The organism is Leptolyngbya sp. FACHB-541 (assembly GCF_014695875.1).
Classification (GTDB): domain Bacteria; phylum Cyanobacteriota; class Cyanobacteriia; order Elainellales; family Elainellaceae; genus JAAUTN01.
In genome coordinates, this window is sequence record NZ_JACJPC010000115.1 from 66,935 (window position 1) to 89,457 (window position 22,523).

The following is a 22,523-nucleotide window of genomic DNA, read 5'->3' on the forward strand; positions in this document are numbered from 1 at the left end:
AACTTTTTAAAATGTAGAGAACCCAATTCATGCTCTACACAATTTTGTTAGTGGGAGTTAAGCGATTCAGCCGATTAGTTTTAGAACAATTGTACAGAGAATTATAGATGTAACGGATTACTCAGACATTCAGCAATGACTCCACAAGAATTCAGAGAAGCCTATTTAGAATCGCAAAACGATCTGGGCAATCATCTCCAAACTCTCACAGATTTAACCTCGCAGTTTGAAGAATTAATTTCGCTTATTTCCGCAGACTACTCAAGGATGAACGAAGTAGTTGATGAATTTATTAGTCGCCAAGAGAGCCAGCAACAAGATGGAGGTCAGGCTTAGAGCTAGCAATTTCAGCATCAATTGCTTGGGTCAACGTGTTTAGATTGATTGGTTTAGTCAAATATCGGCGTGCGCCTAAGTGCAAGGCTCTCAGCTTTTCTCTGCGGAACGTGAATGCAGAAACCACGATTACTGGAACGTTGTTCCATCCCGAATGGAGCAACTCTTCCAGTAACGCAAATCCATCTTTGTCAGGCAGCTTGAGATCGAGCAAAATAACGTGGGGTCTAAAACTTGCAATTGATTGTAGAAAGTTTGCCCCATTAGGAGAGCTAAATACGGTGTATCCGTAATGCTCAAGCATATCTTGAGTCAAGAAACGATGATCATCGTTATCTTCAATAAAAAGAATGCGTTTCTCCATAACCCGAGCTCAAGTGCTATGCCTTCACCCTAATTTACAGGTGAAACAAATAAATGGGCAAGTTGACTGATGTAATTAAGTGATCAGGCTGATGTATTGCCGAATACTTTAAACAATTCCGACGATCAAAAGAGAAACACATTCTTAATTTATCAAACTAAAGCGATCAAATCTGATCGTAATGAACTTATACCAATTCTTTGAGGACGCATATTTTGAAACGTGCCCCGCGTATGCAGGATACGTTCCAAAATATGCATCTTCATGTAGAAACGGTATTAATAGCTCTGGTTTTCTAAATCTCTTCGTTCCAAAGTCGCTCTAATTGATATTGCCAGGCTGCTAATATTTGTTCTCGTTGGGTTGCACTTTGGTCAATTTCTCCCATTACGCCTTCCTGATAAAACCGATCTAGCGTTTGCAAGGTCATCTCCAAGGATTGCCCTTGAAGTTTGGCTGCTTGAACAATCTGACGAATTTGCGTTTCGGCAAGTCGATTAAAACTGGCTGATAGTCCTTGTTGTTGCAGGGTCAACAAGCGGGCGATCGCAGCCTTAAAATCTTCTGGCGTTAAGCTCGCTCGACTGTGTTGAAATACTCCCCAAAGTACGTTCTGGTGAAGGGCGTAACGCGTCTCCTGAGTTTCGTCAAAGTTGGCTTCGAGCAATTGCTCCAGGTAGGGAAGCGCTTCTTGAGCCGGGGCAATCGAGACAAGCGATCGCAGCCAGGATTGATCCTCGGACAGCAAAACCAGCAGGCGGACATTGTCTAACTGTACCTGCCAAGATTCAGGTTCAGAGATTTCAACTGCATGACCAAATAGCGCTTTTAGAGTATCGGTGATTTCTTGAGAAGTCATTTATCTTAATTTTTATCCTGCACTTTCATCTTATAAAGAGCGCGGGTAGACGGGTTAAACCGCCAGAAGGAGGACTTGCTCCCTGCTCCCCTGGATTAGCCTCAACCATAGTGGTCAAAATGGTCTGCTGCGTGAATCGTTGCACAGTTCCAAAACAGCATTCATGCAGGAGCATGAATGCAGGAGCATGAATGCAGGAGCCCAAACAAAAAGCAAAGGATGAGAGGTAATCCCTCCCACCCTCTGTTGTCATATATGGCTAAATAAACCTATACCAGCCATTCCTGAACGGCTTCCGCTTTGGTGTTCGTGTTGCGCTCTGGAGTCTCACGAGTAAACTTCATGTGAACTGAGCGGGTCTGCTCACCGTCAGCAGCGACTGCCATAATTGGGTAGTCAATCAGCCCATCCTGGAAAGACATTTGGAAACGGAAAGTGCCATCGGGGTTGAGCTTGATGGGGCGACCACCAATGGTAACGGTTGCATCAGGCTCCGTTGCACCGTAGACGATAAGCTCCGCATCAGCAACCAACCAGAACTGGCGTGGGCGAATTGGAGGAGCCGAAGCAGAGAAGCCTACACCGGACATACCCACGCCAGACATATTCAACCCTGATGTAGTCGGAACAGCCCACATGCCAACACCCGACGGGAAGACGTAAGAGCTAATCGCCTGCTCAGGCACCTGCTGCATTGAGCCAAATAGCGATCCGGCAACTCGTTGAGCTTCGGCAGACTCAGCCATACCAAAAATCTCATCGTAAATTGCGTTGCCATTAGTCATTACCCCTGCTGCTGCTGCTGCTGCTGTTGCTGCCTGCTTGCTGGGAGGAGCAAGCTCGACGAATTGCTTGCCGCGCAGTTCCTCTTCCCAGGATACGCTGATGAACTGGTCGTCAATCCAGTCGGAGGGATAAACGGGAGGAATTCGCACGGGTGCAGAACGAGCCAGAATGAGCCAGCGGCCGTCACCTGCAATGTAGCCAATCTCAGCAACGTAGTCGCGATCGCTTACAGGGATGGGCAAATACCACTCCCGTGCCAGTTCATCACACTCGTACTGCTGCAGGCTGTGGGGTCTCTGGTAGTCCAGGTTGACATCGGTTACGTCATAAAAGCGTAATGCCAACCGATATCCACCCTGCCGACGTAGCTCCTCTTTGTGGCTACTGGGCACATCCCAATAGGTGTAAGCCCACTGGGGATCACGAGGCATCAGCACAATCCGGCTTTCGCCATAACCCTCTGGAAGATCAGCAAGTCCTTCATCTACGACTGCCAGCGAACCACCTGTGCGATCGGTCTGCCCTACGTCAAACTTTGCTGCTTCCACTTCTTCTTGTGCCTCCAAAATGCGGGGTGAACTTGGGGGATATTTAGCTTTTTGCGCTTCTTGAATTGAGGTCAACAACTGCTCTTTACGCATTCGACTGTAGCGAGATATGCCATATTCGCTAGCAATCTTGCGAAGTTGCCTTAGCGTCATTTCATCTAGTGGTAGGCGTTCATTTGCCATGATTCGATCTCCGGTAGTTTCTATATCGGGTTGATTTGACCCTGAGTTATCCGTTCTGGCGGTGAACCACCTCGTAGCCTTATGAATTCATAGACAACCGGATGTCAGGACTTTAAGTCTCAATAGGATAAGACAGGATTTTCTTCGGGATCAGGGGATCAGCCGTTAGGTTTATCTTGCAGAAAAATAATCAGGAGATCAAGGGGGGGCGATCGCCTGATTCTGGCTTGATCCACGGTTTTATAAGCCTGCGCGGGATCAAAATGTCATGATTTCATAACATCTACTCAAACGGGGGATCGTAGACGGGATCAAAAAATGTCATAAGAAATTGACTTTTGCTGTAAAGCTCCTCCAATAGCAAGGGGATCACTGCTGATGCAGAAGTTGTGCAGAGAACCATCCCCTGCTGTAAGCTGCTCTAAAGCACATCAATCAACATCTGAATCTTTGAGTGAGAAGGCACAGCAAGGTAAGAACTCGGTTCCACCTAGGCATCGCATGATTAGTAGCGTTTTGTCCCCGGCAGTACGCTTGTGGTTGCGATCGCAAGTCGAGCAGGTAGACCAGCTAGAGGTTGAAATTGAGGGGGGCGATCGCCAACTGCTCACCGGGCACATTCCTCAAGTCTCAATTTCGGCTCAGGGCGTAATTTATCAAGGGTTGCACCTTAGCTGCATTGATTTGACGGGAACAGGCATCCGAGTCAATTTGGGTCAAGTCATCAAAGGAAAACCGCTACGGCTTCTGGAAGTTGTGCCCGTTTGGGGGGAACTGTTGATGCGAGAAGCAGAGCTAAACGACTCCTTGAAAGCTCCACTCCTGGCAAATGCAGTAACCGAATTTTTGGTGAATTTGCTGCGATCGAGTGATGCGTCCGGTTTAGCGGAGGGCGGCGAAGAGCAATCCCTGAATCTGCAAAATCTCAGTATTTTAATTGGCGCAAACCAGCTAACGTTAAGCGCAGACTTAATTTCTGTTAGCGGTGAAACAACGCTTCTGGTAATTCGTACCGGATTGGAGCAAGTCAGCGAACACGAGTTACAGCTTACTCATCCTCAATGGCTGCCTCACTTGCAGGCAAAGCGAGGATTACCCTTAAACGATCTGCATGGCTTCCTAATTGACCTGGGATCAGAAGTGGATATTGAAACTCTGACTTTAGAGCCGGGACAAATTTTTTGTCAGGGCAAAATCAACGTTATTCCTTAGCGAGATATCTAACCCCACAATTCATTCACAATTCATTCAATTGGGCAACAGAGGCAGCAGCAAAGTCACGAAATAATAGACCAATGGAGCCGTAAAAACGTAGCTGTCTGCTCGATCAAGAATGCCACCATGACCGGGGATCAACTGACCCGAGTCTTTCACACCGGCATCTCGCTTCATCATCGATTCGGTTAAGTCGCCCAACAAACTGGCAATACCAATCAGTAAGCCGAGCGCCATGCCCGAGAGCGGCCATCCCGTCCAACCCAAATACCATGCTCCTACAACCGCGACACCAACACTGCCCGCCACCCCAAACACGGCTCCTTCAACTGTCTTTTTAGGGCTGATGTCGGAAAGCCGAGTTTTTCCAAACAGCTTGCCGAATACATACGCTCCGATGTCTGCTGCCCAGATGCAGCCAAAGGCCAGCAGGGTCGTGGTTAGCCCAATGGGAAGATCGTTTAGGCTTTCGAGTGAGGTGGGGAAGTAGCCACCTAGAGGTAAATTGCTGACTTCAGCGTTACCTAGCGATCGCAACCTAACCCAGTAGCTAGGCAAATAGCCGCCATAGAACAATCCCAAAATTGAAGCAGAGATATCGGCGATCGTGGCAAACTTGGGCTGAAACAGTAGATAGAAACAAATGAAAGTTCCAGCAACAGGCAAAACCGCATCAGCCAGCGTTGTGGGATAGAACGTCGAAATAATCAAGAGTGCCTGACTGACTGCCAAAGTCGTCTTTGCGGCTGGAGCGATCCCCTTAGCCCGGACGAGTTGAAAATATTCCAGCTGCCCCAGGTAAATGATGATGCCAAAACCGAGGGTAAAGTACCATCCACCCAAAACAATCATCCCCAGAGCGAGGGCGATCGCAACAATAGCACTGAGGACACGAGACAGCGGCATAAGGGTTTTCTAATTAAGACAGTTTAAGTCCTAGCCTGATAAGACTTAACCTAACAACCATGATGAAGAGAAATTCAAAACAGATTCAAGTTAAGCCTGAGAAAACTCGGATTTGTGTTGTAACTTACATCTGAATCCAAGTTCTACAAGGCGAATTATTCCTTCTTATTAAGCCTAGATTAAACTGCTTTTGGCAATCCTTAACCGATTTCTCACTTCTAACTCTTAAACGGAGAGGGGGGGATTCGAACCCCCGTAAGGTTTCCCTTAAACAGATTTCGAGTCTGCCGCATTCAACCGCTCTGCCACCTCTCCAGGTGCATGGTTATTTTGTTGTCCAAGCCTTAACTATATTATCCGGTCTATCGTATTCTCATCACAATCGATTCTGTAGTTTTGGCAAATATGGCGATCGCTATAGCTGTTATCAGAATTTCCACCTGCAGCAAGTTGAGCATCAAAGCCACTATTCATTAAGATGAGAACGGATGACAGCATAAGGGCATTCAGAAGCTAAGCCGTCGAGATTCACGTAAGGACTCACTTCACAATGGCAGAAGAAGCTAAATCAAACGCTGGAGAAAACAATTCCGAAGCAAAAACCACTGAACTTCCCGCCGATGGGAAGTCTGAAGCAGCTTTGACCGACGCAGCCGAAAAGCCAGCGGTGTCTGAAACGGCTCAGCGAGAAGAAGTTGCAAACCCTGCTGCGGGCAATGCTCATACTCCTGAAGTGGCAGAAGACAACGCACCCAGCTCAGATGAGCCAGAGGCAACTTCGCTTCCTTCTGCAAACAAGCCCGACGACGACCCAACTGGGCCAGAGCGCAAGCCGACCCCAGAGGATGCGAAAGAGAAAGCACCTGCCGGTGAACCTGCTGCTAAAGCGGCTGGGGACAAACCCTCACCCGAAGAGAGAAAAGCCAAAGCAGCAGCAGCAAAGGCAGCTAAAGAAAAAGCCGCAGACGGAGATGGGGACGCCAAACCTGCTGCTAAGGCAAAGAAAGAAAAGCCGCCTGCCTTAGAAGACAAACCTTTTGCTGAGTTTATTAATCAGCACTTTTTGCCGACCCTAAAAGAGAATCTGACCAAGCAAGGGGTTCAAGACCTAGACCTGAAGTTTGAGAAACAGAAGATACCCGTTCCTGGGCTAGATGAAAATCCTGAGTGCTGGCAGGTGATTGGACGCTTACAGAGTGGCAAGCGCCAGTTCAATGTTGGCTTTTTGAAGGAAGATATTCAGGCTTCTAAGGTGTTTACCTATTCCGATAATGGCGGCAAGGCCAGTACGCTAGAATCCTTTATGATTGACGAGCGAAGAGTTAATTTAGACTTGTTGGTGCTATACACAGTGCAGCGACTCAACGCTCAGAAGTGGCTAGTCGGAAACTAAATCTTAGGACTAGATCCGGTGGATTAAGTAAAGACCCCAATTTTCAATGAATTGGGGTCTTTATTTGTTGGAGTGGCGATCGCCCCATGTACCCATCTAAAGTTCAACAAAGTCGTAAAGCACAACTCCCGTTGTAGGGTCGTTTTCGATCGCCACATAGCCGGTTTTCGCCATTGCCCGCAGCGTGTTCTCCACGTCGGTAAAGTTGCATTCAGTATCTAGTACAGCTTGGGTCACCGACAGTTTGCCCCCTCTTGCCTCAGCCGCTTTCAGCAATTTGAGCATTAGCTGATCTTGGGTCAACAGCAAAGGTTTAGAATCAGGTGCCGATTGAACCAACGTCTCAATTGTTGGCTGGTAAGGCACCCCCATTGGCGACAAGCCCAACTTGATTCTGGCTTTGGTGTTGTGCTCGTCAACCATATTGGGAATCAGAAAAAGATCCACGAGTTGCCCCACACCAAACAAGCCCCACGTACACATCCACAGAACGCCTGTGAAGATCTTTTTGTTATAGAGCCGATGGATTCCTGCTAGTCCAAATAGCCAGATCAGCCACAGCATATAACTGGTGCCCTTGTCATTCATGCTTTCAGCCCAGATAGGTTATCAGTTCCTTCAGTTTTAATGATAGAAACAACCCAATATTTTGTGCCCAATTCCTTGCTTTAGAGTTACAAACTGAATATAGCTGTCCTAAATTCTTTGCGAAATTACCGGAAATTCTACCTGGACTGGAGAGCGATGAAACCAATCTGGAGTTTTCTAATTGCCTGTAGTGGCGCAGCCCTGCTGTGTCCTACGATGCAGGCAGCCCTTCCTGAGAAGCTTCTGGTTGAGCACCAATCTGCCGACGCGACCGTTACGCAACTCATCGACCCCATTGAGTTAGAACCGATCGCCGAATCTGCGCTACCTTCAACCGAGGCTCAAGTCGTAGAAGCTCATCCGGTTGAACAACCTGTAAAACAACCTGTAAGCAGTGATCGCGAGTCGGGAATAAGCGATCGCCTATCTCCAGCAAGCAATCCTGAGATTCCAGCTAACGAAGATGCCGTAGCACCCGACTTAGAGGTAGAAAACCCTGAACTAGAGGAGCCGGAGCTAGAGGAAGCTGAATCTGTCGAGGCTGAGCCAAAGCCCGATTTAGAGAATGGTGAAGCTCCTTCATCTACAGGTGAAGACGAGGATGCGATCGCCCCTGATTCGCCTACTGATGCTCCAAATTCACCCACCGGAGCAGAACCTGCAACGACTCTGGCTAACGAAGGTCGGCAACAGCTTTTGATCGAAGCCGATCGACTCTATCTGCAAGGGCAGTATGAACAGGCAGAATTTCTTTATCGCAAAGCAAAAGAGCCGTTTGTCGCCGAGGCAGTGCGCGATCGCCCCGCTGCAATTTCTGATCCGGCGCTGTTGTCTCCTGCGGGTCAGGTCTATTGGCGGGAAGCTAACGCCGGACGAGAAGCAGAGCTATACACCCGATTGATGGTTCCCCTAGAGCTTTTGGTGGAGGAATACCCCGAGTTTATTCCCGGTCATCTGCTCCATGCCGAAGTTTTAGCTGAGCAAGACAAGCACGAAGAGTCTCTAGCAGTCCTGGAACGGGCAACAACGCTTTATCCAGATGAGCCAGAGTTGATTCAAGCACGAGTTGAAGCGCTAGCAGCAAATGAGCGCTGGCTGGAAGCGTCGATCGCTGCCCGACAATTTGCGCTGCTAAATCCCAATCGTCCAGACGTGGCTGAGTTTCAGACATTAGCCGATCAGCATTTAGAAGAGTTTCAAGATCGAACACGGAGTCGGCTGAGGGGAAATGCGATCGCCAACTTCGTCACGGGGGCAGCCAGCTTCGTTCTCACCGGCAATCTATTTGGTCCTTTGTCGGCAATTGAAACAACCGTCTTGATGCTGCGCGGCGAGTCTGCGGTAGGTGAAAGCATCGCTAATCAAGCTACACGTCAGCTAGAGCTAGTTGAAGATGAAGCCATCGTTGCTTACGTGAATGAACTGGGACAACGGCTAGCAGAGGTTAGCGGTCGAGATGACTTTGAGTATGAATTTTACGTCGTTCAAGACGAAACGCTAAACGCTTTTGCGCTTCCTGGTGGCAAAATTTTCGTCAATGCTGGAGCCATTTTAGAAGCCAATTCTGAAGCAGAACTAGCTGGTTTGCTGGCTCATGAACTGTCTCACGCCGTTCTTTCACACGGCTTTCAGCTTGTCACCAGCGGTAACTTGACCGCCAATCTGCTGCAATTCATTCCCTATGGCGGCTATGCCGCAAACCTGGCAGTACTGAGCTACAGCCGCGACATGGAGCGTCAAGCCGATGCCCTTGGCACTCGCGTCCTGGCGACTTCGGGCTATGCGGCTGACGGATTACGCAACCTGATGATCACGCTGGAAGAAGCAGAAGAAGAAAGCCTGCCGTTTGTCTGGCTCTCGTCTCACCCTGATGCCGACGAACGAATTGAAAATATCGAAACGCAGATTGAACTCAACGGCTACAACCGCTACACCTATGAGGGCGTGGAGCGGCATCAGGCAATGCAGCGACGGGTTGAACAACTGCTCCTAGCACCCGATGAGGCTAAATAAATGAAATTTGTCTTGCCCGACCCTTCTGATTTATTAGAAACCGACAAAACTAGACTGAAAAGCTTAGGAGAAGTCACCTTCTACGAAGAGATGCCTGCAACCGAAGAAGAGGTGATTCAAAGAATCGACGGTGCAGAATTGATTGCCCTGAGTTGGATTGACATCACCGAAAACATCATCAAGAGCAATCCCAACTTAAAGTACATCGTGGTTTTAGCAGTTGGCTATGACCAGATTGATCTTCAAGCCGCAAGCGCAGCAAATATTAAAGTCATCAACTGTCCAACTCACAATGCTCTAGCAGTCGCAGAATATACGATTGGCTTAACCTTCAGCGTGACGCGTAGAATCCTGGAAGCAAATTTATTTTTGCGAGAGGGAAGCTGGGATCAGCAGCGATTTCGCGGGGTAGAGTTGCGGGGCAAAAAACTAGGGCTGATCGGCTATGGGAACAGCGGTCGAGAAGTGGAAAAGCTGGCGATCGCCCTCGGCATGGAAGTTGAGCACGCCACCTCCAAAACTTCTCCCGCCGATCTCGACCAGCTAATTGCAACCTCTGACATTCTCAGCCTGCATTTACCGTTAACGGAACAGTCCAGACATTTGATTGACGAAAGGCGGCTAAATCTGTTAAAGCCCTCAGCCTATTTGATTAACACCGCTAGAGGGGCGATCGTCGATCAGCAAGCATTAATTAAAATCTTGAATCAAAAGCGCATCGCTGGAGCTGCGCTTGACGTGTTTGAAGATGAGCCAGTTTCAGGACTGCCAACTAGAGAAATGCTAGAGCTCATCAGACTCGGTAATGTTGTTGCCACGCCTCACATTGCTTACAACAGTGAAGAAATGGCAGCAAGATTGGGAGCAGAATTAATCGCAAATATTCAGGCTTGCATCGAAGGCAAGCCGATTAATGTGGTGAATTAATATCACCTAACTCTAAATTTGTAGGTTGGGTGAGGCATGGCGGAACCCAACAACTGTGCTTGCCTAAATTGTGTTGGGTTCCGCATTCGCTCCACCCAACCTACGCAATGACGGAGATGATGCAAATTCTGAGAGGGGGCGTAACATTCGGGCAAAGATTGGGTTGAAAACCAAAAATATAGCTGCCGAATGCCACGCCCCTATGAGGTATTACACGTCTTAACCTTACTTCAATACTCTACGACTGGGCGTGATTTGCTGTTTCAATCCTTTTTTCGTGAGCGATCTGAGCAAACTTGCCGTTTACATGACCGTTGTTATTTCGCGGTTGAATCACTCCATATCCTCCATGATTCCGCTCATAGATCACATTAATTTCACCTGTTTCTAGGTTGCGGAACATGTAAAAATCATGGTCTACCAGTTCTAATTGCTCCAATGCTTCATCAAGCGTCATTGGAGGCATTGCAAAGTATTTGGTGCGAACCACTTCACCTGGAAGCTCAGGAGTGCGATCTTTAATTAGATCAGCTTCAACAGGTTGCTCGCTCACTACGTCTGCTGTCTTCACGGGAGCGTGAACTTTTGCTTGCCGTTTCTCCTTGTATTTCCGCAGTTGCCGAGCAATTTTGTTTGCAACCAGATCAATGCTCGCGTAAAGGTTTTCGCTGCTTTCTTCGGCTCGAACGACTGTACCGTTTGCGTAAATCGTGACTTCAGCGGTTTGTTTAGGGTTTATCCGAGGGTTGCGGGCTACCGATAGATGCACATCAACTTCAGTGGTTAAACTTTGAAAATGATTGACTGCCTTTTCAATCTTCTGATGTACATACTCATGAATCGAATCGGTGATTTCGATGTTTTTGCCCTGGATAACAAGCTTCATGGAGTCGCCTCCCCTAAGTGTTTAGGTTATGTTTTCACCCTAGCACTTTGTATTCTGGAGAACAGTGTCGTTTAAAATGTTTTGCATCCGTTGATAATTCTTGATTGAATTAGCGTTATTTTTAGTTGAATTTGTGTCAATTCACCCTTGATTTCAAAAATGGACTTGGGTACACTTGCGATCGCTTCATTAACTGATACCCGTTCCCGTCGGTGTTTGCTCTACAAACCGGGACTTGTACCCTACTCAACAGCTTTGTCATGGCAGCGATCGCTTGTAGCAGAGCGACGTAACCAACCTGACCTAGATGACGTACTGCTACTGCTAGAGCATCCGCCTGTCTACACATTGGGTCAAGGCGCTACTCTAAATTTTTTGAAGTTTGACCCAGACACATCAGAGGTAGAAGTTTGTCGGGTCGAGCGTGGTGGTGAAGTGACTTACCATTGCCCCGGTCAAATCGTTGGCTATCCAGTTTTGAACTTGTGCTACTACAAGCAAGACTTGCACTGGTATCTACGCCAGCTAGAGGAAGTGTTGCTCCGAGTACTTGCAGCCTACGGTCTACAGGGTGAACGAGTGCCAGGGTTAACCGGAGTATGGTTGGAAGGACGTAAGGTTGGGGCGATCGGCATTAAAGTTAGCCGTTGGATTACAATGCACGGCTTCGCGCTGAATGTGTGTCCAAACTTGCAAGGGTTTAATCAAATTGTCCCCTGCGGTATTGCCGATAGACCCGTTGGCAGCTTGGCACAGTTTCTTCCTACTGTTGACCTCGATCAGGTTCACCAGCAGGTTGCTGCCTCCTTTGCAGAGGTATTCAACGTTCAGTTTCAGGAAATGCGGATGAAAGGACTTGAACCTTCACTTCTTGCGAAACTAGAACCTAAATCTAGCGCGTCTACCAATTCCGCCACATCCGCATGAATCTAGCTTAGATATCTTAGCAAAAGAAAGCCAACGTTGCTGAACCTAAAAGGTGAATTTGGGTATGGCAACAGTTTTACTTCTTTACTTCCATGCTCAGATTGGAATTCTGGGCAGTATTTAGATTAGGAAGACGGGGAGCGCAGAATTACTTTGAGAAGCCATTAAAAAAGGGAGAGCCGTTAAAACGACTCTCCCTACCATCAGGGTGCATCTACTTAGCGTATTATGACACTAGAGGGGTGGGGGGTGTCACCCCCTAAAACGAGTTTTTCAGGAAAAGTTTTGTAAAGATCAGAAAAACCGCTGCATGGGGTGAGGGGTTTGACCCCTCATTTTAGATTTTGCCCAAAAAATTCCAGGGATGGTGGTAGTTTCCCTGGAATTTCACTAAATCTTGAGTTTACTTGAGTTTGAACAATCTAACCGTTTAATTTCTGGGTGAGAAGCTGGTTGGTCAGCTTTGGATCAGCTCTTCCACCCGTTTGTTTCATCACCTGACCGACAAAGAAGCCCAGCAGCTTAGTCTTACCACCCCGATATTTAGCCAGTTCGTCGGGATTGGCAGCGATCACAGCATCAATGGCTGCTTCAAGGGCACCTGTGTCAGAGATTTGGGTTAGCCCTTTGCTTTCTACCAGCTTCTTAGCGGAGCCGCCATTCACCAACAGTTCAGGCAGAATGTCTTTGCCAATTTTGTTGCTGATTGTGTTGCTTTCGATCAGTTCAACCAGTTCTGCCAAGGTTTCGGGCTGGAGGGGAATTTCGCTAATGCTGAGCCGCTTTTCATTCAGGTAGGCGCTGATGTCGCCCATGATCCAATTAGCAGCGAGCTTGGGATTAGCTTTGGCAGCAGTGGCAGCTTCAAAGTATTCGGCGATCGCCCGATCATCCGTCAGCACTCGCGCATCATAGGCAGACAATCCTAACTCGCTCTGATAGCGCTCCCGTTTTTTGGCAGGCAATTCAGGAAGTTGCGATCGCCATTCTTCCAACTGCTCAGCGGTCACCTCAATTGGCCCTAAATCTGGCTCAGGAAAATAGCGGTAGTCGCTTGATCCTTCCTTGATCCTCATGCTGATCGTGCGTTGGGAGCCTTCTTCCCACAGCCGCGTTTCTTGCAAAATCCGTTCGCCAGATTCGATCGCCTCGATTTGCCGCTCGATCTCGTAGTTGATCGCCCGTTCAATCGCGTTGAACGAGTTCATGTTCTTGATTTCGACCTTGGTGCCAAATTCTTCCTGCCCGACGGGACGCACAGAAATATTCACGTCGCAACGCAACGAGCCCTCCTGCATGTTGCCATCGCTCACACCTAGGTAGCGCAAAATTCGCCGCAGTTCTTGAGCATACTCAGCCGCCTCTTGCCCAGAGCGCATATCCGGCTCGGAGACGATTTCGACTAGCGGTACGCCCGTGCGGTTGTAGTCTACGAGGGAATGGGTAGAACCAGAGAGGCGATCGCTGCCGCCATGCACCAGTTTGCCTGCGTCTTCTTCCATGTGCAGGCGCGTGATGCCGATGCGCTTGCGAACTAGAGTGCCATCTTTATCTTCAACATCAACCTCTAACCAACCATGTTCGGCAATCGGCAGGTCATACTGCGAAATTTGGTAGTTTTTGGGCAGATCAGGGTAGAAGTACTGCTTTCGGTCAAATTTGCTGTAGGGCGCGATCTGGCAGTTCAACGCCAAACCCGCTTTGACGGCATATTCCAACACCCTTTGATTGAGCACAGGCAGCACCCCAGGCATTCCCATACAAATCGGACAAACATTGGTGTTAGGAGGCGTGCCAAATTCGGTAGAACAGTTGCAGAAAATTTTCGTGTCAGTTTTGAGTTGACAGTGGGTTTCTAACCCAATAACTGCTTCATATTGGGTCTTAACCGGAGCAGCAGTTGTCATGATTACTTTTTAGCTAGGCAGTGATTGGGTCTATTTTAGCCCGTAAGGGGAAGAGGGAGGGGCTAAAGAGGGGCTGGGGGCTAGGGGCTAGGGAAAGAGAAGGCAAGTGACTGAAAGGGAAGGAGAAATGATGCGATGTGCAACTAAATTCCTGGAAGCTCTAGTTTCTTGTGGAGCAGGCATCTTGCCTGCTTGGATTTGGACGGGCAAGATGCCCATCCCACAACCCTAGCCCCTAGCCCCTAACCCCTAACTTAGTTTCAATTTCTGAAAATTTACCGACAGATCTTGTAGGGACAGTTAGGCTATCGATTAACCTCTTGTCCTGCCCTTTACATTCCGTGATCTTATGGCGAAGGAACTGGCAATTCGTACTCGCGGGCTGACCAAACAGTTTGACCGTCAGGTTGCCGTAAATGACATCGATTTAGAAATTGAGGCTGGAGAAGTTTATGGACTAATCGGACCGAATGGCGCAGGGAAAACGACTCTGATTCGGATGTTGGCAACGGCAGAGGAGCCAACGACAGGAGAGATTTTGATTAATGGCGATCGCCTCCTGCGCGATAAAACCAACGCTCACATCAAGCAACGGATTGGTTACCTGCCAGATGACTTCCCGCTTTATGATGACCTGACCGTTTGGGATTATCTAGACTATTTTGCGCGAATGTATAAGCTGCGGCAGCCCCACCGCAATCGTCGTTTGCATGAAGTGCTAAACCTGGTGCAGCTTGCGCCAAAGCGAAATAGCCTGATTGCAACCCTGTCGCGAGGCATGAAACAGCGCCTTAGCCTGGCCCGCACGATTATCCACGAACCGATTTTGCTGTTGCTGGATGAGCCAGTTTCGGGGCTTGACCCGATCGCCCGGATGCAGTTTCGCGAAATCATCAAAGTGCTGCAAGAGGCGGGGATGACAATTTTGATTTCGTCCCACGTGCTGAGCGACCTGGCAGAACTTTGTACTTCAATCGGGATTATGGAGTTAGGCTATCTCGTAGAAAGTGCGCCCCTGCAAGAACTCTACCGTCGCCTGAGCCGTCAGCAAATTCTCATTTCAACGCTCGGCAAGCTGGATGCACTCCGGCAAAACTTGAGAAGCTACCCCCAGGTGGAAAATGTAGAAGTTTTGGCTGGAACCCAAACCGTTAGAGTGCAATTTTCGGGAGAGCCAAAGGAATCTGCGCTATTGCTGCGATCGCTCGTTGGGGCAGGCATTCCGATCAACGACTTTCACTGTGTTCGCGAAGACTTGGAAACTATCTTCCTCAAACTGGGGCATCAACAGGCATCGTGACACCATAAACGGACAAGAATTTTCTGCATTCACCCATGACTTAACGACGATTTAATAACCAGCTCAAGTGTCTATCCCTCACCCTTCATCTCTCATCCTTAACCTATGCGTCTTAATCTGCTAGACCAAATCGGCGACTGGAATCCTCAGCTATTTCGAGAACTTAAGGGTCGGCTCAAGTCCCGCAATGTTTTGATTGCGATCGGCTTGTCGCTGATGGCTCAGTTTCTTCTACTCAACTTTTTCAACAATCAGCTTCCTAATCTCAGTAGGACTTACAGCAAATACTGCACTGAGTATGACCCCGCCAGCTATGGATGTCTCAAACAAGGCGGGGACTATTTAATTGATTGGATGATGTGGTGGAGAGACATCTTCATCGCCTTAAACTGGGGCATCATCCTGGTGTTAATGCTGGCTGGGGTCTATCTGCTAATCAATGACCTCGACCAGGAAGAACGGCGCGGAACGCTGAATTTTATTCGTCTCAGTCCGCAGCGGAGCCGTAGCCTGCTGACAGGCAAACTGTTAGGAGTTCCGGTGTTGCTTTACCTGGCAGTCGGCGCAATTGTGCCACTGCATCTATTTGTGGGAATGCAAGCGGATGTACCGACCGTTTTTACGGCGAGCTATTACCTGATGCTGTTTGCAGGTTGTTATTTCCTGTATAGCGCTGCCCTGCTGGGTGGCTTTATGGGTAAGCTGCAAGGCGGCATTGGTGGAATTCAGATTACGACTGGAACGGCTTTTCTGGGCGTATTTCTGACCGCCTTTTTATTCATCCCAAACTACCTTCTCTGGAATGTGTTAACCGTCTGGAGTAGCTTTTCTCAATATGTTATTGGCAGCACGGGAACAAGCTCAGTGCAGTGGTTTTACATTCCGCTGGAGCAGAGTTTGATCCTTTCGCACGGGTTTACTCTGTTTGCCCTGGGCATTGGAAGTTACTGGATTTGGCAAGCGCTAGACCGCTGTTTTCATAGCCCTGGGGCAACCTTGCTGAGCAAGCGACAAAGCTATGGGCTGATGATCAGCTTTCAGGTGTTGATGCTGGGATTCTTTATACGCGATTGGGGGCAATATGCTTACGATGATTCTGGGTTTTTCATTGCTCAGGTTGCCGTAGTTTCTAGTGCCAATCTGGTGCTGTTTTTGGTGTTGATTGCCATGCTGTCAGCTCACCGTCAAACATTGCTAGATTGGGCACGCTATCGTCACTTTGAGCGAAGCAGCCTACGAATCGGGTCAGCACAAACCACGACGGGTTCCACTCGGCAACGTTCGTCGATGTGGCAAGACCTGATCTGGGGTGAAAAGAGTCCGGCTGTGGTGGCGATCGCCATCAACATGCTGATCACGGCGGCAATTCTGCTGCCCTGGATCATCTTCCACCCAGAGGGCGTGGAGAAATGGACGGTTGTGATTGGGTTGGTCATCAGCCTGAACCTGATTGCTATCTATGCATCGATCGCCCAACTGACTCTGATGATGAAAAATCAACGGCGTGGTTGGTGGGCAATGAGTGCAGTTGCGCTGGCGATCGGACTACCCCTCCTTGCAGGTGTGATCCTCTATGCCGAGTTCGGTTCAGGTACGGCAACTGCACTACTGTTGTTCTCACCTATGCACTGGGTTTGCCTGGCTCAAGGTGCGCCTGCCTTTATGCCGCTACTGGCGATTGTGGGGCAGTGGGGGGCGATCGTATTGCTCAATGCTCAGCTTGCCAAGAATCTGAAGCGGGTAGGTGCGTCAGAGTCGAAACCGCTGCTGGCTGGAGTCAAGTAGTCCACATTCTAAAACTACTGGGTTGGGGGTTAGAGGCTTGCACTCTGACCCCCAAGTTTTTATGGCTCAATCAATATTTTTGCTGAGGTTTGGCGTAGGGATTGGATGGTGGCGATCGCCACCTCAGCCGCCTGGTCAATTTCTGCTTCTGTATTGAATTTACCAATGCCAAACCGAATTGAGGCAAAGGCTAATTCCTCGGAGCGTCCTAACGCGGATAGCACATGAGAAGGTTCGATCTTGGCGGCAGAGCAAGCAGACCCTGAAGAGACGGCAATAGTAGACTGCAATCCCAATAGCAGCGCCTGCCCATCTACACCCGCGACGCTGATGTTCAGGTTTCCGGGTAAACGTTGGGTTGAATGTCCGTTGAGGTAAATGCCCGGAAGCTCACTCAGGCGCTGCCAGAGGCGATCGCGCAGTTGAATTTGCCGTTGGGATTCTGTCTCCAATTCTGCTAATGCCAACTCTACTGCTTTGGCAAAACCGACAATTTGTGGTGGGTACAGCGTTCCCGATCGCATTCCTCGCTCTTGCCCACCGCCGTGCAGTTGTGCTGCCAGTTGCACTCTCGGTTGACGGCGACGCACATATAGTGCCCCAATTCCCTTCGGTCCGTAGACTTTGTGTGCAGTCAGAGACATCAGGTCAATCTGCATTGTCTCTACGTCGAGGGGAATTTTGGCGATCGCCTGAGCCGCGTCGGTATGAAACAATACGCCTCGACTGCGGCACAGTGCCCCAATTTCTGCCAAAGGCTGCAACACCCCAATTTCGTTGTTTGCTGCCATCACCGACACCAAAATGGTGTCTGGTCGAAAAGCCTGCTCCAGTTCTTTCAGATCAATCAAACCGTTTGGCTGAACGGGCAGAAACGTTACCTCAAAGCCAAGTGACTGCAAATAGCGACAGGGGTCTAGCACTGCGCTGTGTTCAGTTTGCACAGTGATGAGGTGCCGCCCCTGCGAAAAATAGGCTTCTGCTACGCCCTTGATTGCCAAGTTGTTGGCTTCTGTTGCACCGCTGGTGAAGATGATTTCTTCGGGGGTAGCGGCGATCGCCTCAGCCAAAATTTCTCGTGACTGCTTAACCGCCGCCTCTGCTGCCCAGCCAAACAGATGAGTGGTGCTACCAGGGTTACCAAAATTCTCTGTAAAGTAAGGCAACATTGCCTCTAGCACTCGTGGATCAACCGGCGTGGTAGCGTGACAGTCTAGGTAGATGGGGCGTTGCACAATAATTCCTGCGATCGGTTTGTTATCTAATACCGATCTAAACAAATTTCAGGGCAATTGATGACAAGCAGGGCATTTCACGAAACGTCCGATCGACGATCTATCCCGATCGCAATTCGATAGGACAAACACCAGTTGCCTAATGAAAAAGTGGAGGCGCAATGCACCTCCACCTCATTTAATGCCCACTGTTAGGAATGTCTGCTATTGAAGCAAACGTTTGTTCGCTCTAATAGCGGCATGTCATTAACCTGCAACTTCTTTAGTTACGTCCGCCTGGAGTGCGTCCACCTTCATCGTTGCTGCCACCGCGAGGCTGTGAGTTGCCAGGGTCACAACCCTCTGCACCATTACCGATGCCCTGATTGCAATTCTGACGACCAGAGTTATCATCGTCGTCGTCGCGGTCATCATCGTCGCTATCGTCGTCGCTATCGTCGCCGCCATCATCACCGTCGTCATCGTCGCTGTCGTCATCGTCATCACTGTCGTTATCGCGCTCTTCGAGATCGTCGTCACTGTCATCATCGTCATCTGATGTTGTGACAACGTAAGGCGATGAAATTTCGGTAACACTGCCTGTGCTGAAGAGTGCTTGGTAGATGAAAACAGCAACCTCTGAACGGGTAGCAACACGGCTGAGGCTGAGCTGGCGAGTTTCTGGATAGTTCACCACGATGCCTTGCTCGGTCAGCGCTGCAAGCAGACTACGAGTTTCGGAGGAACTAATGATCGAAACATCGGTGTAGTAAGCCAGCGTTGTATCGACAGAACTGCTAGAGGAAAGCCGTAAACCTCTGGCGATCGCCAGCAGCACATCCGCACGAGTCAAACTCCGCGTCGGGTTAAACTCGTTATCGTCATCCAAGCTCAAAAAGCCCATCTCATAAGCTTCTTGAATTGCGGTGTAAGCCCAATAGGATGAAGATACATCCCTGAAGTTGACTGCATCCCGCACGTCCCGCAGCTCAAAAGCACGACGCAGCATTGCCGCAAACTGAGCTTTAGTGACGGGTTGGTCAGGGCGGAAGGTGCCATCGGGGAAACCTTCGATGATTTCCAGAGCAGCCAGTTCGCTAATAAACTCACTTGCCCAATAGTTGGAGGCAACATCGCGGAAGCTAACCCGTGTGCCTTGACGAGCAATCAACTGCGCCCTGCGAATTGCGGTAGCGGATTCATTCAGTAGAACAACGCTGCCCGTCTCGTTGGTGTGGTAGACCCAGACCTGCTGTTGACTGCGTGCTACAACTACCCAGCCCGGAACAAGTGCTTCGGTGCAGGCGTTGTTGCTAGGCAAGCCTAAGCAACCATCTGACCAAACTTTACGACGCACTTCGACGATCTCTAAGTTCGTGACTTCACCCGAATATTGTCGGGCGATCGCCTGCAGCACAGAAGACCGCACTGATTCTGAAAAACCAGTCTGACTTACACTAACCGCAGTCCGTTCAGTTGTGACGCTGCCAGAAGTGCCGCCCGAAACTCCAGTGACTTGTCCCTCGGTTCTCGTTTCAGTTCTTGTTTCAGTTCTCGTTTCGGTGTAGACGCTAGCCGTCCGGGTTTCGGTTGCTGCCACATCCAGAACGACAACAGAACCGGATTCATCCGTGCGGTAAACCCAGGTTTGCTCGTCAGATTCAACAACAACCCGCCATCCGGAAACGAGTGCTTGAAGGCATGAATCTGCAGGGCCACCCAATCCTAAACAACCATCCGTCCAAGTTTCCTGACGAGCTTCTACAATTCGCAGCTCAGAAATGGCTACTCCTGACTGAGTAGAGATTGCTCGGTAAACCGATTCGCGAACTGAATCAGGCAACTCACCATCAGATTCTGCGTCATCGTCGTCAGATTCATCATCATCGGATTCTGAGCCATCGTCACTGTCATCAGATTCCGAATCATCGTCATCATTGTCATTGGATTCTGAGTCATCGTTGTCAGATTCCGAATCATCATTGTCATCATCGGATTCCGACATTGCAACATCGTTGCTGACTTCTGTGAATGAACCTGCTAGCTCAAAGCTGCCTGCCTCGGTTTGAAACTTAATGGGGAAGGAGGCAAGAGAAACGCTGGGCGTTGCACCAAAGTCGCCTGCAATTTCTAAACGGAAAGAGTCTTCGCTGCTACCCGACTGTAGCCCCTGCATGATGGAGCCACCGCTACAGTTGTTGGCTGCGTAGATGCAAACATTGATGTCTTTGAAACCACCGGGAAAGTTTTGCTGGTTCTGATTGATGACGACGGTTTCAAATGTTGCGGTGTTACCCTCGATCACGCTCAAAGCAACGTCCGTCGCAGTGGGGGTGATGCCAAAGCCAAAGCTGGTAATCGCAGCCTGAAAGGAACTGGCAGTTTCGTTGTTAATGCTTACGTCTAGCACCAGGCGATTGGACGTTAGCTCAACCACTTCAAAAACTGCCGTCGCTGTAAGTTGGGGAATGTCTGCGTTAGCAGGTAGCACCCAACTTACGGGAAATCTTTGACCTACATCCGTTGCAGTTATTCCGACCTCATATAGCGATTGACCCGATGGGTTGCCTGCTGTTTCGCCAGACTGAGTTTCAAAATCAAAAGCAAGGGCAGGTGTTGGCAAGAGAGCCAGAGCAGTAAGCCCTGAGAGCACCAAAATCACCTTACTAATCGCACTGACAGCCAAAATTCGCTTTTTCGCCACGCTCACACCTCGTAAACAGGTAATGTTTGCCTAGTCGAGTGGTGTGACGAAAGCTACTGAATAGCTTGTTCCTCAGTTAAAGAATATTAAAGAAAACTTTACGACTACAGTCTCAAACAGCGAATTGCTTCCAACATTCCTCTTGCTTTATTCAGGGTTTCTTCATACTCTTTTTCCGGTTCGGAGTCAGCAACCAATCCTGCGCCTGCCTGAACGCTGACCATATGGGTGCCGTCGGACTGGCTACGAACCACCATTGTGCGAATGGCGATCGCCGTATTCAAATTTCCCTCAAAGTCGTAGTAACCATAGACTCCTGAGTAAGGACCACGCCGACACGATTCCAGGTCATGGATGATTTCCATTGCCCGAATTTTGGGTGCGCCGCTGACTGTCCCTGCCGGGAAGCAGGCTTTGAGCAAATCCCAAGCTGTTTTACCGGGTGCTAGTTCACCAATCACGTTGCTGACAATGTGCATGACGTGAGAATAGCGCTCGATTACCATCAGCTCATCAACTGTTACCGTGCCGCTGGCGCAAACTCGCCCTAGGTCATTTCGCCCCAGGTCTACCAGCATGACGTGTTCAGCAACTTCTTTAGGGTCTTGCAGCAAGTCCTGAGCCAGAGCTGCATCTTCTTCAGGAGTTTTGCCGCGAGGACGGGTTCCGGCGATCGGACGCAGGGTCGCGATCATGGGCTGGTCAGGCTGGGGCGATCGCTCTACCTTGACCATGACTTCAGGGCTAGAGCCAATAATCTGCCAGTCGTGGAAGTGAAAATACGCCATGTAAGGCGACGGATTGATCAACCGCAAAGAGCGATACAGCGCAAACGGATCGCCCCTAAACTGCGTCGAAAGCCGCTGCGAAATTACCACCTGAAAAATGTCGCCTGCCTGAATATGTGCCTTGGCTTTTTCCACGTTGGCGCAAAATTCAGCCTTTGAAACATTGCTGGCGTAGTCAAGCTGCGGACGATCTGCATCACTGGGCGGTGTCCATTCCAGAATGGTGTCTTGATGAGATAACGGCAACTGAAGCTTGTCAACAAGCTGTGTTACTCGGTTGCAGGCTTGCTGGTAAGCTTGCTGCAAATCGGTTTGCGGGTCGCGTAGGTCAGCATAGGTGATCGCCCAAATTTTGCGCTGCACCTGGTCAAAAATCAGCAGATGGTCAATCTGCATCCACAGTCCATCCGGCAAGTCAGTCTCCTCAACCGGGTAGACGGGTACTCGTGGCTCAATCCAATTGATCAGTTCGTAGCCCCAAAAGCCAAGTAATCCGCCAATTCCGGGGGGCAGTTGAGGCAAGTTAACAGGGTGGTAAGGTTCAAGGCACTGGGCAAGGGTTGCAAAAGGGTCGCCCTCGAAGGTATGGCGATCGCCCCCCCGATGAGTTTGAATTGTCTGATTGCCTCTGGTCTCCAAAATCCACAGCGGATCACAACCCAGAAGGCTGTATCGAGCCAGTTTTTCCCCACCCTCAACTGACTCCAGCAAAAAGCTGTAGGGCTGTCCTGCACAGACCTTGTACCACGCAGATACCGGAGTTTCTAAATCAGCAACCCACTCCTGGTAAACCGGAACAAAATTACCTTGCTGTGCGAGTTCAGAAAATTGAGCAAAATCAGGAAAAATCATGCGTCCCTACTGGCGATTTGAGCTGATTTGGATATCCTATCG

At 49.3% G+C, this 22,523-nt stretch carries 17 protein-coding genes, 2 tRNA genes and 1 pseudogene; 8 read left to right on the forward strand and 12 right to left on the reverse strand.

Going from position 1 to position 22,523, the window contains the following annotated elements; genetic code table 11:
- Positions 1 to 135 precede the first annotated feature (135 nt).
- Positions 136 to 336 carry a hypothetical protein gene (locus H6G00_RS25175; RefSeq protein WP_190798833.1) on the forward strand — a complete coding sequence of 67 codons (201 nt, stop codon included), beginning with the start codon at positions 136 to 138 and terminating at the stop codon, positions 334 to 336.
- Here the strand turns inward: H6G00_RS25175 and H6G00_RS25180 are convergent.
- The 3 genes from H6G00_RS25180 to H6G00_RS25190 all read right to left on the reverse strand — a co-directional run bounded on the left by H6G00_RS25180 (position 293) and on the right by H6G00_RS25190 (position 3,076).
- Positions 293 to 700: a response regulator gene (locus H6G00_RS25180; RefSeq protein ID WP_190645114.1), complete on the reverse strand. Its 408-nt coding sequence runs from the start codon at positions 698 to 700 to the stop codon at positions 293 to 295. The two genes, H6G00_RS25175 and H6G00_RS25180, sit on opposite strands and share 44 nt — an antisense overlap.
- A 295-nt stretch (positions 701 to 995) precedes the next feature.
- A complete protein-coding gene (locus H6G00_RS25185) occupies positions 996 to 1,559 on the reverse strand; it encodes a hypothetical protein (protein WP_190798834.1) in 564 nt (187 codons plus the stop codon).
- Between the two features lie 269 nt (positions 1,560 to 1,828).
- Complete coding sequence (locus H6G00_RS25190; RefSeq protein WP_190798835.1) at positions 1,829 to 3,076, reverse strand: DUF4912 domain-containing protein; 1,248 nt, start codon at positions 3,074 to 3,076, stop codon at positions 1,829 to 1,831.
- Between the two features lie 501 nt (positions 3,077 to 3,577).
- Between H6G00_RS25190 and H6G00_RS25195 the strand changes: the two genes are divergently transcribed.
- Positions 3,578 to 4,288: a DUF2993 domain-containing protein gene (locus H6G00_RS25195; protein WP_199318698.1), complete on the forward strand. Its 711-nt coding sequence runs from the start codon at positions 3,578 to 3,580 to the stop codon at positions 4,286 to 4,288.
- A gap of 36 nt (positions 4,289 to 4,324) precedes the next feature.
- Here the strand turns inward: H6G00_RS25195 and H6G00_RS25200 are convergent, their stop codons facing one another.
- Together H6G00_RS25200 and H6G00_RS25205 are read right to left on the reverse strand one after the other, a co-directional pair.
- On the reverse strand, positions 4,325 to 5,197 hold the full coding sequence (locus H6G00_RS25200; protein WP_190645110.1) for a phosphatidate cytidylyltransferase: 873 nt from the start codon (positions 5,195 to 5,197) through the stop codon (positions 4,325 to 4,327).
- 230 nt (positions 5,198 to 5,427) lie between these two features.
- Positions 5,428 to 5,512, reverse strand: a tRNA-Ser gene (locus H6G00_RS25205).
- Positions 5,513 to 5,747: 235 nt separating this feature from the next.
- On the opposite strand from H6G00_RS25205, the gene H6G00_RS25210 reads away from it, so the two are divergent.
- Positions 5,748 to 6,590: a DUF2996 domain-containing protein gene (locus H6G00_RS25210; RefSeq protein WP_190798837.1), complete on the forward strand. Its 843-nt coding sequence runs from the start codon at positions 5,748 to 5,750 to the stop codon at positions 6,588 to 6,590.
- A gap of 96 nt (positions 6,591 to 6,686) precedes the next feature.
- On the opposite strand, the gene H6G00_RS25215 is transcribed toward H6G00_RS25210, so the two are convergent.
- Positions 6,687 to 7,178, reverse strand: coding sequence for an NINE protein (locus H6G00_RS25215; protein ID WP_190798838.1), 492 nt, complete (start codon positions 7,176 to 7,178; stop codon positions 6,687 to 6,689).
- Between the two features lie 156 nt (positions 7,179 to 7,334).
- Here H6G00_RS25215 and H6G00_RS25220 point away from each other — a divergent pair, with 156 nt between their 5' ends.
- Both H6G00_RS25220 and H6G00_RS25225 read left to right on the forward strand, forming a co-directional pair.
- Positions 7,335 to 9,191 (forward strand): M48 family metallopeptidase, encoded by a 1,857-nt coding sequence (locus H6G00_RS25220; protein ID WP_199318699.1) that lies wholly within the window; start codon positions 7,335 to 7,337, stop codon positions 9,189 to 9,191.
- Positions 9,192 to 10,118 (forward strand): NAD(P)-dependent oxidoreductase, encoded by a 927-nt coding sequence (locus H6G00_RS25225; RefSeq protein ID WP_190798839.1) that lies wholly within the window; start codon positions 9,192 to 9,194, stop codon positions 10,116 to 10,118. It abuts the gene before it with no gap.
- Positions 10,119 to 10,356: 238 nt separating this feature from the next.
- Here H6G00_RS25225 and raiA read toward each other — a convergent pair whose 3' ends face one another.
- Positions 10,357 to 11,004, reverse strand: coding sequence for a ribosome-associated translation inhibitor RaiA (gene raiA, locus H6G00_RS25230; RefSeq protein ID WP_190645105.1), 648 nt, complete (start codon positions 11,002 to 11,004; stop codon positions 10,357 to 10,359).
- A gap of 159 nt (positions 11,005 to 11,163) precedes the next feature.
- On the opposite strand from raiA, the pseudogene lipB reads away from it, so the two are divergent.
- Positions 11,164 to 11,835 (forward strand): annotated as a pseudogene (gene lipB, locus H6G00_RS25235) (lipoyl(octanoyl) transferase LipB); the annotation flags it as partial.
- A 10-nt stretch (positions 11,836 to 11,845) separates the two neighbouring features.
- Here the strand turns inward: lipB and H6G00_RS25240 are convergent.
- Positions 11,846 to 11,927: transfer RNA gene (locus tag H6G00_RS25240), tRNA-Leu, on the reverse strand.
- A 426-nt stretch (positions 11,928 to 12,353) separates the two neighbouring features.
- On the reverse strand, positions 12,354 to 13,838 hold the full coding sequence (gatB, locus tag H6G00_RS25245; RefSeq protein WP_190645104.1) for an Asp-tRNA(Asn)/Glu-tRNA(Gln) amidotransferase subunit GatB: 1,485 nt from the start codon (positions 13,836 to 13,838) through the stop codon (positions 12,354 to 12,356).
- A gap of 349 nt (positions 13,839 to 14,187) precedes the next feature.
- Here gatB and H6G00_RS25250 point away from each other — a divergent pair, with 349 nt between their 5' ends.
- Both H6G00_RS25250 and H6G00_RS25255 read left to right on the forward strand, forming a co-directional pair.
- Positions 14,188 to 15,138: an ABC transporter ATP-binding protein gene (locus H6G00_RS25250; RefSeq protein WP_190798840.1), complete on the forward strand. Its 951-nt coding sequence runs from the start codon at positions 14,188 to 14,190 to the stop codon at positions 15,136 to 15,138.
- A gap of 105 nt (positions 15,139 to 15,243) precedes the next feature.
- On the forward strand, positions 15,244 to 16,923 hold the full coding sequence (locus H6G00_RS25255) for an ABC transporter permease (RefSeq protein ID WP_190798841.1): 1,680 nt from the start codon (positions 15,244 to 15,246) through the stop codon (positions 16,921 to 16,923).
- Positions 16,924 to 16,982: 59 nt separating this feature from the next.
- Here the strand turns inward: H6G00_RS25255 and H6G00_RS25260 are convergent, their stop codons facing one another.
- From H6G00_RS25260 to trpE, 3 genes are all read right to left on the reverse strand, one after another.
- Positions 16,983 to 18,161, reverse strand: a complete 1,179-nt coding sequence (locus tag H6G00_RS25260) for an IscS subfamily cysteine desulfurase (RefSeq protein WP_190798891.1) — start codon at positions 18,159 to 18,161, stop codon at positions 16,983 to 16,985.
- A 259-nt stretch (positions 18,162 to 18,420) separates the two neighbouring features.
- Positions 18,421 to 20,841 (reverse strand): cistern family PEP-CTERM protein, encoded by a 2,421-nt coding sequence (locus H6G00_RS25265; RefSeq protein ID WP_190798842.1) that lies wholly within the window; start codon positions 20,839 to 20,841, stop codon positions 18,421 to 18,423.
- A 104-nt stretch (positions 20,842 to 20,945) separates the two neighbouring features.
- On the reverse strand, positions 20,946 to 22,481 hold the full coding sequence (trpE, locus tag H6G00_RS25270; RefSeq protein WP_190798843.1) for an anthranilate synthase component I: 1,536 nt from the start codon (positions 22,479 to 22,481) through the stop codon (positions 20,946 to 20,948).
- Positions 22,482 to 22,523: the final 42 nt, after the last annotated feature.

What these genes read in the sequence shown, in the direction of transcription:
- H6G00_RS25175 (WP_190798833.1), top strand. Translation starts at nt 136, where the DNA reads ATGACTCCACAAGAATTCAGAGAAGCCTATTTAGAATCGCAAAACGAT.
- H6G00_RS25180 (WP_190645114.1), bottom strand. Translation starts at nt 700, where the DNA reads ATGGAGAAACGCATTCTTTTTATTGAAGATAACGATGATCATCGTTTC.
- H6G00_RS25185 (WP_190798834.1), bottom strand. Translation starts at nt 1,559, where the DNA reads ATGACTTCTCAAGAAATCACCGATACTCTAAAAGCGCTATTTGGTCAT.
- H6G00_RS25190 (WP_190798835.1), bottom strand. Translation starts at nt 3,076, where the DNA reads ATGGCAAATGAACGCCTACCACTAGATGAAATGACGCTAAGGCAACTT.
- H6G00_RS25195 (WP_199318698.1), top strand. Translation starts at nt 3,578, where the DNA reads ATGATTAGTAGCGTTTTGTCCCCGGCAGTACGCTTGTGGTTGCGATCG.
- H6G00_RS25200 (WP_190645110.1), bottom strand. Translation starts at nt 5,197, where the DNA reads ATGCCGCTGTCTCGTGTCCTCAGTGCTATTGTTGCGATCGCCCTCGCT.
- H6G00_RS25210 (WP_190798837.1), top strand. Translation starts at nt 5,748, where the DNA reads ATGGCAGAAGAAGCTAAATCAAACGCTGGAGAAAACAATTCCGAAGCA.
- H6G00_RS25215 (WP_190798838.1), bottom strand. Translation starts at nt 7,178, where the DNA reads ATGAATGACAAGGGCACCAGTTATATGCTGTGGCTGATCTGGCTATTT.
- H6G00_RS25220 (WP_199318699.1), top strand. Translation starts at nt 7,335, where the DNA reads ATGAAACCAATCTGGAGTTTTCTAATTGCCTGTAGTGGCGCAGCCCTG.
- H6G00_RS25225 (WP_190798839.1), top strand. Translation starts at nt 9,192, where the DNA reads ATGAAATTTGTCTTGCCCGACCCTTCTGATTTATTAGAAACCGACAAA.
- raiA (WP_190645105.1), bottom strand. Translation starts at nt 11,004, where the DNA reads ATGAAGCTTGTTATCCAGGGCAAAAACATCGAAATCACCGATTCGATT.
- gatB (WP_190645104.1), bottom strand. Translation starts at nt 13,838, where the DNA reads ATGACAACTGCTGCTCCGGTTAAGACCCAATATGAAGCAGTTATTGGG.
- H6G00_RS25250 (WP_190798840.1), top strand. Translation starts at nt 14,188, where the DNA reads ATGGCGAAGGAACTGGCAATTCGTACTCGCGGGCTGACCAAACAGTTT.
- H6G00_RS25255 (WP_190798841.1), top strand. Translation starts at nt 15,244, where the DNA reads ATGCGTCTTAATCTGCTAGACCAAATCGGCGACTGGAATCCTCAGCTA.
- trpE (WP_190798843.1), bottom strand. Translation starts at nt 22,481, where the DNA reads ATGATTTTTCCTGATTTTGCTCAATTTTCTGAACTCGCACAGCAAGGT.